The organism is Teredinibacter haidensis (genome assembly GCF_014211975.1).
Taxonomy (GTDB): domain Bacteria; phylum Pseudomonadota; class Gammaproteobacteria; order Pseudomonadales; family Cellvibrionaceae; genus Teredinibacter; species Teredinibacter haidensis.
The window spans coordinates 2,137,993-2,157,474 of record NZ_CP060084.1; the positions used below are offsets into that span (position 1 = coordinate 2,137,993).

Consider the following 19,482-nt stretch of genomic DNA (forward strand, 5'->3'; position numbering starts at 1 on the left):
TTAGTTAGAAATGTTCACATCTAAAGAACTTACATCGTCCTGAGAATAAGGATTAGACACCAACCAATTCCTAAGCTGATGAATCGTTTGTTCAACGCTCGTAACACATAGGATCAACCGTTCTTCCATTTCGACACGCCCTGTTTGTAGCGTATATGCGAGTGACATCAGGTCCGTCTGCGGATGACCTTCCAAATATGAAAGCATTCTTTTTGCGTATTCATGCAAAGACTGATGATTCTTTGCAGATATCGGTAAAAGGACACCACCCTCAACACGCGACTGGGATGGGCGAGCATCTATCTCAGGAGAAGTAAACTCTTCGAGAATGATGTGCGCATTAGAACCCGTCGCTCCGAATGAACTGATGCCAGCTCGCCGAATACTGGTTTCTGACAACTCCCATTTCTCGGTCTCTCTTTGAACATAGAAGGGAGAGGAAGCTAAATCCAAATACGGGTTGATAACCTCGGAGTGTAGAGATTTAACCAGCGTTTTGTGATGCAACTGTAAAATAGTTTTAGTTAAACCACTGATGCCGGCGGCACCTTCCGCATGCCCCATATTGGATTTTACTGATCCTAAAGCACAATACTGCTTTTTATCCGTGTGTTCTCTGAATGCTCTGTTAAGCCCCTGGATTTCAATCGGGTCACCCAATGAGGTACCCGTTCCATGTGCTTCGATATACGTAATGGTTGCGGGATCTATCCCGGTTTTTTCCAGGCAATCCGCAATCATTTCACCTTGCGCGATTGGTGATGGTATTGTGAAGCCCCCGTTCGTGCCACCGTGATTGATAGTGCTTCCTTTCAAAACTGCATAGACAGAATCTCCGTCTGCTACTGCTTGTTGTAATGGCTTCAGCAAGATAGCACCGACGCCTTCTGCCGAGACATAGCCATCACCACCCTCTCCAAATGTGTGGCAATGGTTGTCACTTCCATGAATGTCCGCGATGCCATATGTGAGATATTTATTGGGATGCAATGAAAGATTAACTCCGCCTGCCAGCGCAATTTTACTTTCGCCTCTATGCAAACTTTCCATTGCCAGATGAACCGCTGTTAGCGACGACGAACACATTGTGTCTACCGCCATCGAGGGGCCATGGAAATTGCATAAATAGGATATGCGGTTGGCAATGGAAGCATCGTTGAGCGTAAGCGGTATTCTCTGTCCTTCATACACTGCCTCGTTTTGCATATAGCTGTAATCTTTATGCATAACGCCAACGAATACACCAACAGGTCGCCTGTGGTTGCTTCCTTCTGGCGAGACAATATTCTCAGGAGTATAACCGGCGTCTTCCATAGATTCCCAGCACACTTCTAAGAACAAGCGCTCTTGCGGATCTAACGTCTCCGCTTCTTTCGCTGTTATTCTAAAGAACTTATTATCGAAGCAATATGGATCTTCAATGAATCCGCCCCACTTCGATATGGATTTACCGGACGGAAATGTTAATCCGTCAAAATAGTTTATATCCCAGCGATCTTCAGGAATTTCCGTAACACAATCTTTACCCTCTTTCAGGTTTTCCCAAAACTCAGCGATGTTAGCTGCGTGAGGATAACGACCGGACATGCCTATTACTGCGATGTCGGTGGTCAGAGGTTTTTCAATCTCGACCACATTTTTTGTTTCGGTCACTTCCTGCGGTAAGAATCGTGAATGCGTGGTGTCTGCCAGCGGCTCAGAATCTTTAGGAGCCGCTTCGTTTCCGCAAGAAACTACCACATTCTCTTTGTGGTCTGTCAGATCGTTATTGTAAACCGATTGCAGAGATTTAACCGAATCAGACATTCTAGGAAGTTCGTAATTGTTTTCGAGGAACTCGGCAAGTGCAGCTATAGTTGTATATTCAAACAATAAGGTCGGGGATAAACTTGTCGCTAAAATTGATTCCAGCAATTTCGACACCTCCAAGAGCACAATAGAGTTGAGGCCAAGCTCGTAGTATCCACGATCGACTGCAATATCTTGCGTGTCGACTTCAAGTTTAGACGCGACGATAGATTGCACCAATGAACTCATCGAACTAAAAGATAAATCCACGTGTTGCGAAGCTTTTGGTTTTGTAGCTTCTGTCCGTGGCGCATCTGTGTGTTGTATCTGACGGCCCGGATTAATCAGACCTTCATTGCGTACAAGTTTGTTTTTGAAATTTTTCAGCTCGCCTATTTTTCTACCGTCAGGAGAGAAAAACTCCATTGAAATACTCAGCAGTTCTTCTTTAACTTCAACAGAAGATTTCTTGATACGCGTGTAGCATTCGTTTCCAAAGCACTCTGAAGCGATGAAGGATTCATAGAACAGGGGCAAGAACAGACGATCTTCATTTTCCGCGAAGCCTGAGAATAAACTTTCAGTTCCTACACCGCTGCCATCGACCAGCGCCGGATGAAACTGATAGTGATGCACGCTATTAGGTGAGGAACCATCCAGTTTTACGTGCACCCAAATAGCATCACCGGCGTCATATACCGAGCCCTTCACCTTCATGATATCGGAGTGAATCAATTCCCGACTTTGGCAGTGTTGATATATTTCATCGATGTCGGTTTTTGCATATTGCGATGACGCGATATCCTGAATATGCACACGCTCATCAACCAAAGGCGAAGAGACTGAATGCATTTCAGCCGTAATGTAAAGTGACTTTTTGTCATCTTCTGAAATTGTATCGAGCGAGTCTCTGACTTGAATTCGCCAGACACCTTCATTGGTTTCTGTTGCCTCAACGAGGAGATTCACTGGCTTTGCTTTAGCAACTATCAATGGTCGATAAATAGCAAGGTTCTTAAGGGCTAGTGTTTTGAAGCTATTTCCTGCTTCAGCAAACCACTGGTATAGAAAATCTATCCATGCCAAGCCTGGTAGCAAGTCTTGATCATATACTTTGTGGTTCGCGAGAATGGGATGATCGCTGGTTAATGTCAGCCCCCACTCCTTCGATCGTCCGAAATCGTGACTCAAAAAGCCCAGCTCGGAATTATAGAATGACTTACTTTCCGTTATGAGTGGTTCAAAGGTCCGAACATCAACTCGTTGCAACGCTGGAGATGGCAGCGGCTTACGATTCACGGTTGTAGCTTGCAGTGCGTCTTGCTGCAAAATAACGTGCGCGTTAGTACCTCCATCTGCAAAGCAGTTTAATGCCGCATACTTCAGCTCCTTCGATTCTGCTTGTCGTGGGAAGCTGAAACCTGATTGTTCAATCGCATAGTGTTTAAGCGGTTTTTGTCCGGATAAAAATGGTACCAGCTGTTGACGGTTCAGCATTAATGCCACTTTAATAAAGCTGGCAATCCCTTCGGCGCATAGAGGGTGGCCGATATTAGGTTTCATTGCGCCGAGATACATTGGTGAAGTAGCTTCACGCTTGTAAACGGAGGCAACGGCCTTGATTTCAAGCAGGTCGGTAACTTCCGATCCAGAACCATTCACATCCAAATAGCCTACGTCATCAATTGAACACTGACTTTGTTTTAACGCAGATTTCATGACAGCAGCCTGTGCCTCCATGTTTGGTGTCGCTGGGCCTGCCGTTCTGCCATCGTTGTTAATACCAATGCCGGCAATCACGGCGTAAATACTATCGCCGTCCTGCTTGGCTTTCTCCAATGGTTTCAGGTAAACCATCCCACAGCCTTCACCCAGCACGATTCCTGATGCACGTTGATCCATAATATGAAACTGACCTTCAGCTTGTAAGAGATTTCGCTTCGAGAACATTTCATGTGCGGATGGACTGGTAAGCAAGCTCACACCGCCGACAAGTGCGGATTCGATTGTTCCAGATCTCATGGCTTCAACAGCCATGTTCATTGCTACGAGCGAAGACGAACATGCGGTATCGAGGACTAAGGATGGTCCTCGTAGATTGAAAAATTGTGAAATATTCGCCGCGAGATAATTCTGCCCTACTATCATGATAGGGTTGCGACTTTTCTCGATTTGAGAAGGATCTGCCGACTGGCTACGCGCACCAATATAAACGCCAACATCTTTCCCGGCGAGTTCCTGGTGGGTGTAGCCTGCGTGATAGATTACGTTAAGACTTTCCTCTAGTAACACCAGCGCCTGTGGATCCATCGCCTGAGCATCTTCATTTGGAATCATGAAGAACTTCGGATCGAATCCGTAGATATTGTCGAGTAAGCCTCCATAGTAATCGGTTTTAACACCCCAGCAATCTTCTGGAATAGCGGCGATAGCACTTTCACCCCTGAATAAAAGATCCCAGTATTCCTCAATGTTTGATGCTCCAGGAAAACGGCATGCCATACCAACCACCGCGATTTGTTCAGCGGAATTTCGCGTGTTTCGAGCGCGCGATGGTCTTTTCATGCTGCTTGCGATGGTGTTGAGAGTTGTTCTGGATTTTGCGATAGCGGCAGCCACGGTATTGGTCTTCTCAGCCGCATTGTCGTTTCGTCTTTGACTATCTGCTGCATTAGAAGATGCTGCGCTGTTGAGTGGCAGATGCTGAGCGAGTACATCCAGGTAGTTATTCTGGAGCCATAGCGATAATGCATCTAGTGAAGAATGCTCTAACAGTATTGACGGTTCGAGATCCAGACTCAGTTCGCGATTTAATCGTTTAAGAAGCTGAGCAAGAAGGATTGAGTCCACGCCGTAATCGGCGAAGACTGAACTTGCGTCAATCTGACCTGGGTTTAACTTTAACTCCGATTCAAATATGGATTGGAGCCATGCATCAACGATCTGCCGTTCATTATCCTTCAGGGTTTCGCTTTCAAGAGTCTTTGCAAACTGTTTTGCAATGACGGGTACTGGTGCTGAATCTGTCGAAGAAGTTTGTACATCAGATTGCATCAGTTCTATAGCATTAAATTTGGTGTCGTCCACTACCAATGGCATGATGACCGAATCATGCAGATTAGCCAACACCTGATCTAATAACTCGCGGCCTTCGTTATCGGTAATGGTCAAGAGCCCAGTATTGTTGTATATCGCACCCGTTGCTTCGCCCATACCAGTTTCTTTCCAGCTTGGCCATTGAATACTTACGATGGGCGCGGAGCCTTGTGCCATAACATAGTAATCCATGTAGGCGTTCGCCATTGCATAGTCACTTTGGCCAGTGCCAAGTCGTGGTATCAAAGCGGATACTGATGAGAACAGCAGTGTGAACCGAAGCTGGTTTATATCGACCAGTTGCATAAGGTTCTGTAGGCCATCGACTTTCGGAGACATGACACGAGCAATGCTTTCTTCAGTTTTACGGATAAACGCAGGGTTTTCACCATCCGCTAAACCGGCAGCGTGAATGACACCTACAATATTGCCATCAGAGACTTGAGCGGCATCGTATTGCTTTTTAAGTTCTAGAGGATTATGAAGAGGGAATGGAATCACCTTGACCTCAACACCTTTTTGCTGAAGCATTTGTATCTTCCTGATTTTGTCCTGAACTGAAATTGGAAATTTCTCAAGCGATGACCATTCGTTTTGCTCGGGAAGCTTCTCCCTTCCAGTCAAAATAAGGCGCTTCAAACCATAGGTCGCCACCAGGTGTTGTGCGCATAACAACCCTACACCACGCGTTCCGCCTGTGACCAAGACCACGTCTGAATCATTGAAATTCGTGAAACGAGAGCTTGTATTGCGAAGTGTGGTTTCATGCAGTTGGCTGATGAATCGAGATTCATTTCGATAACAACATTCAACCTCACGAGAGTGGCTTGCGCTTTCGGTCAAAATGGCGTTCGCCAGCTGCTCCAATTGATGAGCATTCGGATCTAGATCGAGATGGCGTGAAGACAGGCCTGAATACTCGCTTTGCAGCATGCGATACAGACCCACTCTCGTGGCTCCGGAAAGCTCGATTGACGTATTTTTGTGAAGTTCGAGACCTTGCGTAACGTAAAGAAGCCTCACATTATTGGTTCGATTTTTTTCAATAACCGTTTGTAACAATGAAATCCATTTGTTACCGGTTTTGTTGTGCAATGTATCGCCCGCTATCCCGGTCAAGTCCATCCATACGTCGCAATCCTCAACGGATTCTGTAAACTCTGTGTGTTCAAGTTCGTATTCAGGAATTAAGCGTGCATGTTCCGCTGTTGCTTGGATAATGTCGGCCAACGCTTTGGTTTCCACATTGTGGAGCACGATGATGGAACCAGGAGAATTGTTTTTCGCTTGTAGCTCGGAAGGCGTCCACATCTTTTTAAGGAATGTCATTCGACGTTCCTTACTTTCCACACGCCCATCTGTAACCGCGTGGCTGACGCCCGTATTATCGAATTCGATACCGCGTAGCTCGATACATGGCACGCCAACACTGGAGTATATGTCTATATCTACGCAGATGGGGGAACCAGAGTTCTGCTTCGTTTTGTCTGCCTTCGAGAATCTTACCCAGGCGTACATTTCTTCGTAACATCCGCCCTTAATGCTGAGCGATGCTAAGTTTGCTAAGAAATCTACATGGGCGAGGTTTAATTCAGTGGCGAGTGCTCCGTCTTTAATCCACAAACCTACGGAGGATCTAATCGCAGCGTTCACGATTGCTGGATGTAATTCGTAATCCTCTTTGGTACTGACGAGTGATGCAGGTAAACACAATTTAGCAAGAAGCTCTCGATCACCCTGATATATTTCCTGAATCGTCTGAAGTTTGTCATTAAGCTCGAATCCCATTTCATGGAATATCGCATTGTAGGCCTCTTTAGTAAGTGGTCCATGAACCATCTGGGATTGAAGGAGGCTGATGTTAATCGACGCAGGCTGTTCATCTGAATGAAACTCAGCACAGCCCTTGAAGTGAACAACAGGACTCTCAGGATCATCAGTTTCACTGTAAATTTCATAGTGCAGCCGCCCATCATTTTCCTCATATAGACCGATGTGCGTATCGATACTGGGATCTTCGATAAGTGCTGGCTGCCCCCAGCTCATTTCAGAAAGTTTGACTGCGGATTCATGACCCTGCCTTCTGGAAGCTACGCATACCGCAGCTCGCGCCATTTCAAGATGGGCAGCCGTTGAAAGTAACCTTTCACCTGAAATAGCGGTACGATTAATGAAGAATTCCGCACCAGTAAATCGGGAAGTAAAACGCTGTTCTAGTAAATCAGATGTGTTCTGATGCAACAACGGATGAATGGTCGATACGTTTGATCCCGCATGCGACATAAGGCCAGTGGCCGGTGTTTCCGAGTACCAATATTTTTCTTTTGCAAATGGATAGCTTGGAAGACTGATACGTCGAGGCTTGAACTCTGTGTATAAACGATTCCAATCTAAACGGAAGCCTTTTACCCAAAGATCAACTAATTTGGAAATCTTCTTACGTTCGATCCATTTTTCGATCGCTTCCTGTAACTCTTCGTCACCGGCGAACACGGCTAGCGCTTCTTTATTGCGCTTTACTTGTCCTTGGTAAACCTCGTCAATATCTTGCTCGCCATTTATATAAGCCTTGAGCTTCTCACAAAGCTCATCGACTGAGCTTACGATTAAGCCCAATCGTTCTTCCATTGCTTCGCGACCTGTCTGTAGCGTATAAGCAATATTCTCCAACTGCGCACCTGACCGGTTATTACTTCTTTCGTGAGATATAAAATCGAGTAGATTCTGCGCAGACATTACCAGTTGGTCCTGTGTTCTTGCGGAAAGTGGGATCACAACCGGAGTAAAAACGGATTGTTGAATCGCCGGTGTTACGTCTTGGTATTCTGTGACTATCAGATGTGCGTTACTCCCACCAGCGCCAAAAGATGACACCGCAGCAACGAGCGGAATATTTGTATTATCTTGTTTGGTTGGCTGCCAGTCATTGAGTTCCTGATTGACGATGAATGGCGTTTGTGGAAAATCGATATTGGAATTTAATACCGACGAATGCAAGGAAGGCACGATTTTTCTATGCTTCATTTGCAACAGAATTTTTGTTAAACCGGCAATACCCGCTGCACCCTCACAATGGCCAATATTGGATTTCGTGGAGCCGATGCGACAGAAGCCTTTTTCATTCGTGTGCTTGCCGAAGGCCTGGGACAGTGCCGCAATTTCGATTGGGTCTCCAAGCTTGGTGCCTGTTCCGTGGGCTTCAATGTAGCTGATGCTATCTGGTGTTATTTTCGCTTCAGATAGCGCCATCTCGATAACACTGCGCTGAGCTTTCGGATTAGGCACGGTATAGCCGTTGGTCTTACCGCCGTGATTAATTGCACTGCCGAGAATAACACCGTAAATATGATCTTCATCCTTAACCGCATCTTCCAGGCGTTTTAATAATACAACGCCAACCCCTTCTCCAGGTATGTAGCCTTCACCTCCCTCTCCGAAACTTTCGCAGCGGCCTTTAGCAGAAATGAAGCCCGTGGCACTCAAGCCTAAATATTTATTAGGGTGAATTGTGACGTTCACACCACCTGCAATTCCTATATCAGTTTTGCGGTGTTTTAAATCCTGACATGCCAAGTGAATTGAAGTTAAAGACGATGAGCACATAGTGTCAATAGTCATGCTCGGGCCGTGCAAATTTAATACGTACGATACCCTGTTCGCAATACTCGCTAAGCTGCCAGCAATAGCACGGCGATTACCGCGTAAACTTTCTTCCGCACCAAACAATTGGTATTCGCTGTACATCACCCCAGCGTAAACACCAATTTGAGCGACTAGATCGTCATGCTGAACACTGTGTAAAGTTTCACGGGTATATCCGGCATCTTCGATTGCCATCCATGCGTGCTGCAGGAATAAGCGCTCTTGAGGGTCCATTGCCATCGCTTCGATTGGCGTAATGTTAAAAAACAGCGGATCGAATTCATCGACACCCTCGATAAACCCTCCCCATTTACTGTAGTGCATTCCGTTTTTACTGCGATCTTCAGTGTAATAATCTTGCCAATCCCAGCGCTCTTCCGGAATCTCGGTTATACAATCCACACCGCTTTGTAACTTTTCCCAATATTCTTGAAGGTTACGGGACTGTGGATAACGGCCACTTAAACCAACAATCGCAATATCCAAAGCCGTGTTTTTGCTTGTGTGGTGGTTTACTTGCTGAGTTGCTGTGAAGCGTCTTCGTTTTCTGTTGTTGAGTTTAGCTGTCTTAATTACTGGCTCAGCTGCAGATTTGGAAGAGGCCGCCATAAACGAGGATGTAGCATTGCTGTTATATAGTGATTGCAAGGTCGCTTCGTACGATTGCAGGAAATAATTGCTCAGTTCAGAGATCGTCTGATACTCAAAAAATAAAGTTTTCGGTAGTGAGCCAAAGGTTTTTTCCAGTTGGTTCGTCAGGTTAATAGCAAGGATTGAATCCATTCCATATTGCTCCAAGGGGGCTTCGGTATCGATCTTTTGCATGGAAAGTTTTAATACAGACGAGAATTGCTTTTTAAGGTACTGCTGAGCTTTCTCTTCGAGAGTTTTAGCATCTATTACAGAGCTTGGAGCTGTATCCTGCTGCAGCTCATTTCCTATCGTTTTAGAACCCAGTAATGTGCTATGCAATTTTTCAAGTTGACCTTCTGCAACAGAGACTTGCGCGTGGCCAGAACTCAAACCTTGATAAAACGCTCTCAAGCCTGTTTCTGTTTGCATGGGGATCATTCCGGTGGACTCAATCATCATTGCTTCACTGGCGGCATCAATTTGCATTCCACCATCTTTCCATAGCGGCCAATTGATCGAGAGCGTACGCCCTTGACGATTCTGTTTGAGCATTTCGGCACTTCGGTAGCTGGCAAAATGATCCATGAATGCATTGGCTGTCGCGTAGTCAGCCTGTCCGTAATTACCCAGAATCGCTGAAGTTGAGGAAAACAGCACGAAAAAGTCCAGGCTCATATCACTTGTCGCAGTATGCAGGTTAATCGTCCCTGTTACCTTTGCCGCTAGAACCTGTTCGAATTCTTGTTTTGTTTTCTTCAGGATAAAGTTGTCAGCAATCACGCCTGCGCAGTGAATAACGCCATCGAGTGCACGATGACTTTGCTGGATCGTGCTGAGCAAATGTTTGATCTCGCTTGGCTCTGAAACATCAAGCGAATAGTATTCAACGCGTCCACCAAGGATTTCCAGTTCAGTTAATACAGACTGCTTTTGTTGATCAAGCTGAGATCGACCTGTAAGAACCAATGTTACGTTATTGGTTTGCTTTAAAATCTCCCTGGCAAACTGTTGGCCTATTGCCCCCAAACCACCGGTAATCAGATAAATGCCTTCTTCTTTAAAGTGGCTGTCTGCCAAAGTTTTGTCAGGTGTAAACTCTTCTCGATGTAACACATAGCGTTTTTGGTTCTCGTATTTGACGCAACTATCTGTTGGATGCGACAAATTCTCCTTGAGGAGTTTGGCTAGGCGTTCTGTAGCCTGGTTAGTGTCAATCTGGATGACCTGCCCCGCTATCCGTGGGTTTTCCAAGGCTGCGGTTTTTAACAAACTCGACAAACCGAAATACACCGAATGTTCTGGCTGGTCTGGTATGACAATCTGTACAAACGCTTTTTCTTGAGATTTATCCCTGAGTAGGACTTGAAGGTGTTCGAAACATTGCGCTGCATATTCGGTGTATTGGCTTGCGATTGTGCTTGCAGTTGCCGCGTTTGCGACGAGTGCATGGCAATTACTACTTGGAAGTAAATTACCTAAGGCCTGAGCCTGAGAATCCTCAGGCTCACACATTAAAATCAGGTGTTTCCCATAAGAAGTCTGACTGTTCGATGAGGAAACGGTCGCTTCAACCCAAGACGGTGTCGTGAGTAAGGTACTGTGTTCTGGATTACCTGATGCAATATGGTTAGTCGATTCGCCCAAGCCAGCAGGATCGCTGTTGGTATCAAGTACTCGTGAGGAGAAACCGCGCATACTGACACAAAGTACGCCGTGTTCATCGTAAAGATCGATATCCAGCTTTTGTATCTTTTGCTTTGCTGGAGAATGCGCGCTAGTGTGACTTGAAGGTCGAACCCAGGCGAACATTTCTGATGTGCAAGCGGACTTCACGAGCAAGGATTCTAGAGCGAAAGGAAGGCGCGCTGTTAGCTGGGGTTTATCGCTATTAGTCTCGCTATGTTGTTCACTTGCTCCCTTTTCTTTTAATTCAGCCTCGATCATCAAACCGATGGAAGACTGAATGGCTGAATCCATTAAGCTTGGGTGAAGGGTGTATTCACTGGTACTCTCGTGCATTGTTACTGGAAGCGAGAGTTTGGCCAGTAGCTGTTGATCACCCTTAAAGATCTTTTCAATCGCTTGATGCGCTTCACCATAATTTATCCCCATTTCGGAAAACGCCGTGTAACAAGTTTCAGCGTCCAATATCCCTTGAGTCATCTGCGACTGTATTTCAGAAATGTCTATGCGCGTTGGGCGCAGTTCTTCATCGTCTTCCACTTCTATTGAGGATGTTCCTTGAGAGTGAATAATTTCTTCACCCTTTTCAGATTCGGTATAGATCTCGTAGTGAATTCGACCATCTTCAGCTTCGGCAAGTCCAATGTGTACGTCTTGAGGAGCGTCGTTCACTGCTATCGGCTGAGTCCAGACAATATTCTCAAGGACTATGCTGGCGTCAGTCTCCGCTAGTCCTGAAGACTTAACAACGGCCGCTCGAGCCATCTCAAGATAGCTAACACCCGGTAGTATCTTTTTACCATTAATGACATGGTCCCTTAAGAAAAATTCACCGCCACTAAATGTTGACGTAAATCGTTGTTCGGACAAGTCGGACGTGTTGCTGTGAAGCAGCGGGTGCATACTTGAAAATTGACTAGTTTCCCCCGACTTTTGCAAGGTGTTGTCTACCCAATAACGTTCTTTCGCAAAAGGATACCCTGGTGCACTGATGCGTTTCGGCTTTTGATTCTGATACAGTCTGCGCCAGTCGATATTCAGGCCTTTTACCCACAAATCGACAATTTTGTGATGTTTGGCTTTGGTGATCCAGGTTTCCACTATCAAACTCATATCTTCATCTGCAGTGAAAACGGATAAGAGATTTTTGTCTCTGTTGATGCCTCCTTGATAGACGCCTTCCAGCTTTTTGTGGTTATTTTTGTCGTTGCTTTTGTTGCTACTTAAATAACCTCTTAACTTTTCTAATAATTCCTTCGTAGAAGAAACCACCACTCCTAAACGTTCTTCTAAGGGTTCACGCCCAGTCTGCAGAGTAAAGGCAAGATTGGATAAGTTTATGCGATTGTCATTAGCTTCATTCTTTTGGATAAACTCAATCAGTGATTGCGCGTATTCTTTTAAACGATCCTGATTCTTGGCTGACAAAGGAATGATAACCTTTGATGGTTCAGGTGATTCTAGCGATTCACTTTCAACATACTCCTGGATAATCGCGTGTGCATTTGAACCTCCCGCGCCTAACGACGAGATGCAAGCGGTTCTTGGATATTCCTGAGGCTGTCCGTTTATATCGACAATTGGACGCTTCCAAGGGGTAAGCTGCTGTTGTACGTAGAATGGCGATTTATCAAAGTTGATATTGGGATTGAGCTGTTTGGAATGTAGCGATGGAACCAGTGTTTTATGTTTCATCTGCATTAGAATTTTGCTAATCCCGGCGATACCCGCAGCAGCTTCCGTGTGACCGATGTTGGATTTCGCAGATCCGATTGCACAGAACGCAGTTTTAGGTGTAAAGGTTCCGAATGCTTTGGTTAAGCCAGTAATTTCAATAGGGTCACCCAATGATGTCCCTGTGCCATGGGCTTCCACGTAGCTTATGCATTCCGGATTAATATTCGCGGTTTGCAGAGCATCAACAATCATCTCCGCATGTGCATTGGGGTTTGGTACTGTGTATCCGTGCGTCTTACCATCATTATTGATGGCAGTGCCCTTAATAACGGCATAAATATTGTCGCCGTCTGCAATTGATTGCCGCAACGGTTTAATAAACATCGCACCGACACCTTCGGATGCAACGAAGCCATCACCACCTTCGCCAAAACTGCGGCATCGTCCCTCGGATGACGACATATTGCCTTGAGCTTGCATAATGTATTTATTGGGGTGTATGGAAAGATTCACACCACCTACAACGGCTGCTTCACACTCGCCATTCTTAATGCTGTTAACTGCGATATGTAGAGCGGTCAATGACGACGAACACAAGGTGTCGATTGCCATACTTGGCCCGGTTAAATTTAATATATACGAAACACGATTAGCAATTGTTCCGTACGACGCACCGACAGCCATACTGTTACTTATTCTGTTTGTCGCACCACTAAACAGCTGGTACTCACCATACATAACACCTACAAACACACCAATCTTATGTCTGGCAATTTCCTTACTTGAAGGAGCGTAACCGGCGTCTTCGAATGTGTGCCAGACCGTTTGAAGAAACAAACGCTCCTGCGGATCCATGAACTCGGCTTCACGTGGTGAAATGTTGAAAAACAAGGGATCGAACTCGTCGATACCGCTTATAAATCCTCCCCATTTAGAATGTATTTTGCCTGGGATGGTCTTATCTTCTTCATAGTAATCTCGATAGTCCCAGCGATCTAAGGGTATTTCCGATACGCAATCTGTCGCGCTTTTCAAGTTATCCCAATATGCATCAATGCTGTCGGATTGAGGAAACTTCCCACTGAGGCCGACAATCGCAATGTCAGCGACGCGATAGGGGCGTTGCTCTAACATTGAAAGCTCATTGGCTTGACGGATGTTGGCCATCTGCTGACGATTGTCATGAGCAATATCGCTTGTCGCACTTGCGTTAACGCCGAGTAGCTTGTTTACTTGCTTGGTATGTTGATTGAGGAAATACTGCGATAGTTGGTGAATTGTCTGGTATTCAAAAAACAGCGTTTTAGACAGCTCTCCAAAATCCTTTTCAAGAGCAAAATTCAATTTGGTGATCATAAATGAATTAATGCCATAATGATCAAAGGTAGATGTCGAATCGATTTGTGATGCTGGGATTTCTGATACTTCGGATATTATGTCTTTCAGATATTCGGACACATCTGATAGCAATTGATCGTTTTCAGTATTAGCTACAGAATCACTGGAAGATGTAAGATGAGGCGTTCCGTTAAAAGCACCGTCATAAGTACCAGTCATCGATGCATGTTGGTCTATTACGTTGTTTTCTTTTTTGATCCAATGGCGTTCTTTGGCAAAAGGATAAGTTGGCAGTGGGGCGCGTTTCGACTTCGTTGGGGTTAATCCCTGCCATGAGAATTTCACGCCCCGCACCCAATCTTGGGCAAGTAAACCCAGGTTGGTTTGTTTCTCAAGGTGTTTAGCATCACTTGCTGATTTAGCTGTACCTCGATACATACCTGTTCTGTGTTCAGTTCCTTCGATGAAGTTTTGCAGCATTTGAGCAAGCTCCTGGTGAGATTTCACCACCATTGCAACACGTTCCAACATCTCGGTTCGCCCCATACGTAACGTGTGTGCAATGTCAGATAGAGGCGAAACGTTTGTGCTTTGCTTTAAATACTGCAGCAATCGTTGTGCGAGTTGCACTAATTGCGCTTCGGTAGCGGCAGATAGCAGGATAAGTTGATCTCCCGCTTGCTCCTGTTTACAGTGATTAGTGTACTCTTCTATTACAACATGCCCGCCCGAGCCTGTAGCGCCAAAGGCGTTAATGAGCGCTCTGCGCGGCTCTGATGTTGTTTGATGCGCGGAGCCGCCGTTTCGTTTCTCTGCCACTTGTTGTTTGGTGGGCTCCCATGGCATTAATTTTTGGCTGATTTCCAAACCACTATCTTTTAGTTGAATAAGCGGACTCACGGTACCAACATTGACCGTCGGGAAAATTATTTTGTGTTTCAACTGCAATAGCACTTTCATTAATTGCGACATTGCAGAAGCAGATTCAAGATGACCAATATTTGATTTGACACTGCCAATAAAAATACGTGAGTGTTCAGATGAATCTACACCGAACGCATCTTTCAGCGCTGTGATTTCTGTGGCATCGGCTAGGCTCGCGCCAGGCGCTGCAGTTTCTATGTACGAAATCGAACTTGCATCGATACCTGAATTTTCAATTGCGGTAAGGATGGACTCTTTCTGCAATTTAGGCTTGGAAGATCCCCCGCCAACCCCACGTCCGCTGAAGCCCACCGCAGAGCCTTTAATAACACCATGAATGTAATCGCCATCTCTTTCTGCATCAGCCAATGGTTTAATAAGTATCGCACCGACACCTTCTCCAACCACAAATCCACTTCCGTTCTTGCCAAATGGGTTTGAGCGTCCATCTTTCGAGAGTAAATCCAGGCCCTCTAAGGTACGGTGATGGTATGGATGACTCATAATATTTGCGCCGCCCACAACCGCCGCCCGACACTCGAGATTTTTTATACTGGTGCAGGCGTAATGAATGGCAGTCATCGCTGAGGAGCACGACGTATTAAGCGCGATACTTGGCCCGTTGAACTGGAAGAATTGAGAAATGTTATTAGCGATTGATGAATGCAACGAAATTACTGGGACATTCTGATCTGCCTTCTCGTTATTCGAACTATGGTGTTGGTAGTCGTCCCACATTGCGCCGACAAAAACACCGATTCTCTGTGAGGCGCGATTTAATTCCTGGCCGGTATACCCGCTATTCTCCAGGCATTCCCATACGACTTCTAGAAGTAAACGTTCTTGAGGATCGATACTTCTCGCTTCTAAGGGAGAGATGTTAAACAGGCGCGAATCAAAACAATCAATTTGATCGAGAAATGCAGCTTTGTGGCTGATGTTAGGCGAGCTGACTTCTGGCAGATCACTTCTCCGGTATTCTTCTTCGCGTTCAAACGAAAGCTCTTTGAAACTCTCTCTGCCCTGCTCGAGGTTTTTCCAGAACTGATCGAGTGTTTCAGCGCCGGGGAATCGACCGCTTATTCCCACAATTGCAATGTCCTGACGCAGGTTTACAGTTTGCTCATGTTGCGGTTGCGTAGCATGCTCTTCTAGTCCGTCGTTGTTAGGTTGACGACGGTTCTCCAAAAACTTCCAATCGGCAGGCATTTCCATCTCATAACCGCCGCATACCAAACTGTGAACGAGCTGATCGCCGTCTTCCAGGTGAAAATCGTCCCGGATCTTGTCAAATAATATTCCACCGATCGGGCAAACACCGATCTCAAACTCTGCTTGACGATCCATCAATAATTGACCGATATAGCCAGCATCAAGAAGCGCCAGATAGCGACTTTCGTTGTCGAAGTATGGTTTTAAATCTTTTTCAGGTGATACCAGGAAAACACAAAACTTAGAAGCTTTAAGCTGTTTTCGATTAAAAGGCGTGTAGCACGATTTCAGTTCGCTGGATAATTCTGACGTGACAAGTGCGAGTTTGTGTTGCTGCGCATAGTATTGATAAAGGCCTTTCGAAAGTCCTTCGACGCCATTTTCTTTAACATACACAAACACTTTAAGTGAATGACTTGCGGTGACAGAAGCGTACAGGTATTGATGACTGTTGCCAATGGTTTTTGGATCCAACAATGACAAAAACTTGCTTAGATTCTCGAACGGTACCGCGCTTTGAATATACTCACGTTTTGTGGAGCGAAGTTTATAGTATTGGCCAGGAAACTCTTTCTTCTTCAATGAAATGCCTGATCTATTGGTAGGTAAACGCCGTAAATTCGGATCGTTTTGAATGTTTTCTTTTTCTTCTTTTGTGGGAAATCTCGCCGTTTCGTGTAGTAGCGCCGTCATTGAGGGATGATTTAACGGGTTTGCCTGGCTTTGAATGCTTTTGTTCGTTTGACAGAGGTATTCAAAAAGGTTCTTGTCGGTAACGTTTTGTTGTTGAGAATTATCGGTGCTTAAGTTTTCAGCCAGCATACAGTGAATAAACGCATGGTTTTCATCAAGATCAAAATACTGGCTGATAGCGTTAAACTTAATACTGCTTATCGGTGATAGTGCTAAGCCAAAGTCCTCTTGCCTGCTTGCAAGTAATTGCCCCATATACCCCGCTTCGAGAACAGAAAGCGTCGCGCTTGTATCTTTGTAGATTGGAAGCAGAGATTTCATTTGAGCAATGAAAAAAATCGCAAAGCTCGAGTTTTTAAAGGTTTTATGATCGAATTCAAAAAACACACTTTGTTCGATGTTGGTTCCCGAGCTTACAGGAAAGAGCGAGTGATTTTTGGGGTGGTAATAATAAATGCCCTGAGTCAGCCCTTCAATTGCACTATCTTTGATGTATACATAAGTCTGAACAGGGTTGAGACCACCTGCCGATGCATACAAATATTTTCCTTCCTGATCGACCTTCTCTTGTCGAAGTAATGATAAAAACTCACCAAGGCGATCCAGTGATGAAGACTCCTCCGGAGTGGTTTGTGCCATAGATGATCCGATGTACGCAGAATCAATAAAATCGCTGTCTTTTAGCTTTATTCGCGCTGCGTTAGATGCAGCAGTTTGAAATTCCATTTGAATTGAAGAGCTCGCAGCTGACGAATTTATAATTGACGGCGATTTACTGTCCCTTTGCGTATTGGAAACCGTGGTCAGGCTAGCGTTATCCGTTTTAGTTTTGGCGAGTTCGTTCTGTAAATAGAGAGAAATGGCATCGACTGTTGGATTGTCTAAGAATACTTCAACAGGTACCATAACAAGCAGTTCCTCCTGGATCTTCTCTACCACTTGCACCATGGTGAATGACGTTGCTCCATGTTCGAATAAGTCATCGTCTACGGTTATGTCTGCGCTATCTAACAACTCAGTGAAGTAAGTGAGAACCTGAGCGTGTAAAGCATTCAGGCTAAGGGCTTCAAAAGTGTCGACTTCAGAACTGGATCGACCAGGCGCAGTGTGGTTTTCGGGATTAAGAACCAAACTTGTCGCGGCTGAATTACTATTGTTCGGCATAAGTTCAGCTACATATTTTGCAATCGCCTCCACTGAGGGAGAATCTAAAAATATCTCGACAGGAATAGTTATCGACAAATCATTTTGAACTCTCTCGACAACCTGCACCATTGTAAAAGATGTGGCGCCACACTCGAAAAGATCTTCATGTACAGTTAATTCATGTGTATCCAAAAGCTCACTGAAATGTTGCAATAGCATGGATTCAATCTCTGAGTTATCCAATGAGTATTGAAATCCGGCTTCTGACGATGATGATTCATTCTGAGCCGTTTGCTCTGTGCCTGCTGAGAGTACTCCGAACAAGTACGCGGCAATGGCCCGCATTGTTGGTGTATCTAAGAAGACCTCGACAGGTATTGTTGTGCCGTAATCATTTTGAATATTCTCCACCACTTGCACCATGGTGAAAGACGTTGCGCCGTGCTCAAACAGATCATCATTGAAACCAATGTCTCGGGCATCCAGTAAGTCTATAAAATATTTTTGTAGCGTCGAGCTGAGGGTATCAATGCTTTGGGCTGGTGTACTAGATGGGGTTATTGGTTTATCGGGTGCCTCAACGACAGGCTGCTGATCTCTGGTGCTTAGAGATGTTTCCAGATAATCTGCGATAGCGCTCACGGTGGGAGAATCGAGAAATACTTCTACTGGAATATTGATGTCATGACGGTCTTGTATTTTTTCAACCATTTGCACCATCGTAAATGATGTAGCACCTAGTTCAAACAAGTCTTCGTCGACTTCCAATACGTCGATATCCAACAATGACAAAAAGTCTGACCTTAGTTCGACTACTAGCTTTTGCTTTCTTTGTGACGATACTGATTCGCTTTGTTCTTGAGGTGTGTGTGTAATCTGGGCTTTGGCACCTTCGCCTTTTTCCTGCTTTTGTGTTAACTGGAGTAAGGCTTTCCGATCGACCTTTCCGTGCGTCGTCACCGGAATTTCATCGACGTGAACTACAGCATTTGGGAGCATGTAATCCGGTAAACTTGTTCGGAGAAATCCGCGGATTTGTTTTAGCGAAATAGTTTGTCGCGAAACAATAAAAGCCACTAGCTCCGGATTTATAGTTCCTTCCCCTTTCACCAATACTACAGAGTGTTCGATATCCTTATGTTGATTGATCGAATTTTCAATTTCCCCAAGTTCAATACGGAAGCCGCGAAGTTTAACTTGCGAATCAAGCCGTCCTAAGTACTCGATATTTCCGTCTGCCAGCAAACAGGCCTCGTCACCAGTTCGATAGAGCTGGGGGCTTCTACTTAATTGTGTCGGAAGAGGATTATTAATGAACGCTTTAGCGGTGATCTCATCGCGATTCAAATATCCCTTTGCTAACCCTACTCCGCCAATGTATAGCTCTCCACTCTCTCCAGGCGCAACTGGCGCAAAGTTTTCGTCGAGTATGAAGAGCTGAATATTGCTGATAGGACGTCCAATTGGCACTTTTTGATCTTCTCGGAGCTCACATTCCCAATAGCTCACATCCACCGCGGCTTCTGTTGGGCCATATAGGTTATGAAGCTTTGAGGGCATGGTTTCAATAAATTTTGTGGTTAACTCATAAGACAGCGCTTCTCCACTTGCGAAAACATGCTTAAGTGACTCGCATTGTGCAGCTGTCGG

Annotated in this window: 1 protein-coding gene (only partly in view); it reads right to left on the reverse strand. The window is 45.2% G+C overall.

Annotated elements, in window-relative coordinates:
* A protein-coding gene (locus H5715_RS08555; RefSeq protein WP_075185106.1) for an amino acid adenylation domain-containing protein crosses the window boundary here: on the reverse strand, positions 1-19,482 show its 3' portion. The gene runs 819 nt beyond the window's last position; 19,482 of the gene's 20,301 nt are visible here — the last part of the coding sequence; the start codon falls outside the window, past its right edge; the stop codon is at positions 1-3.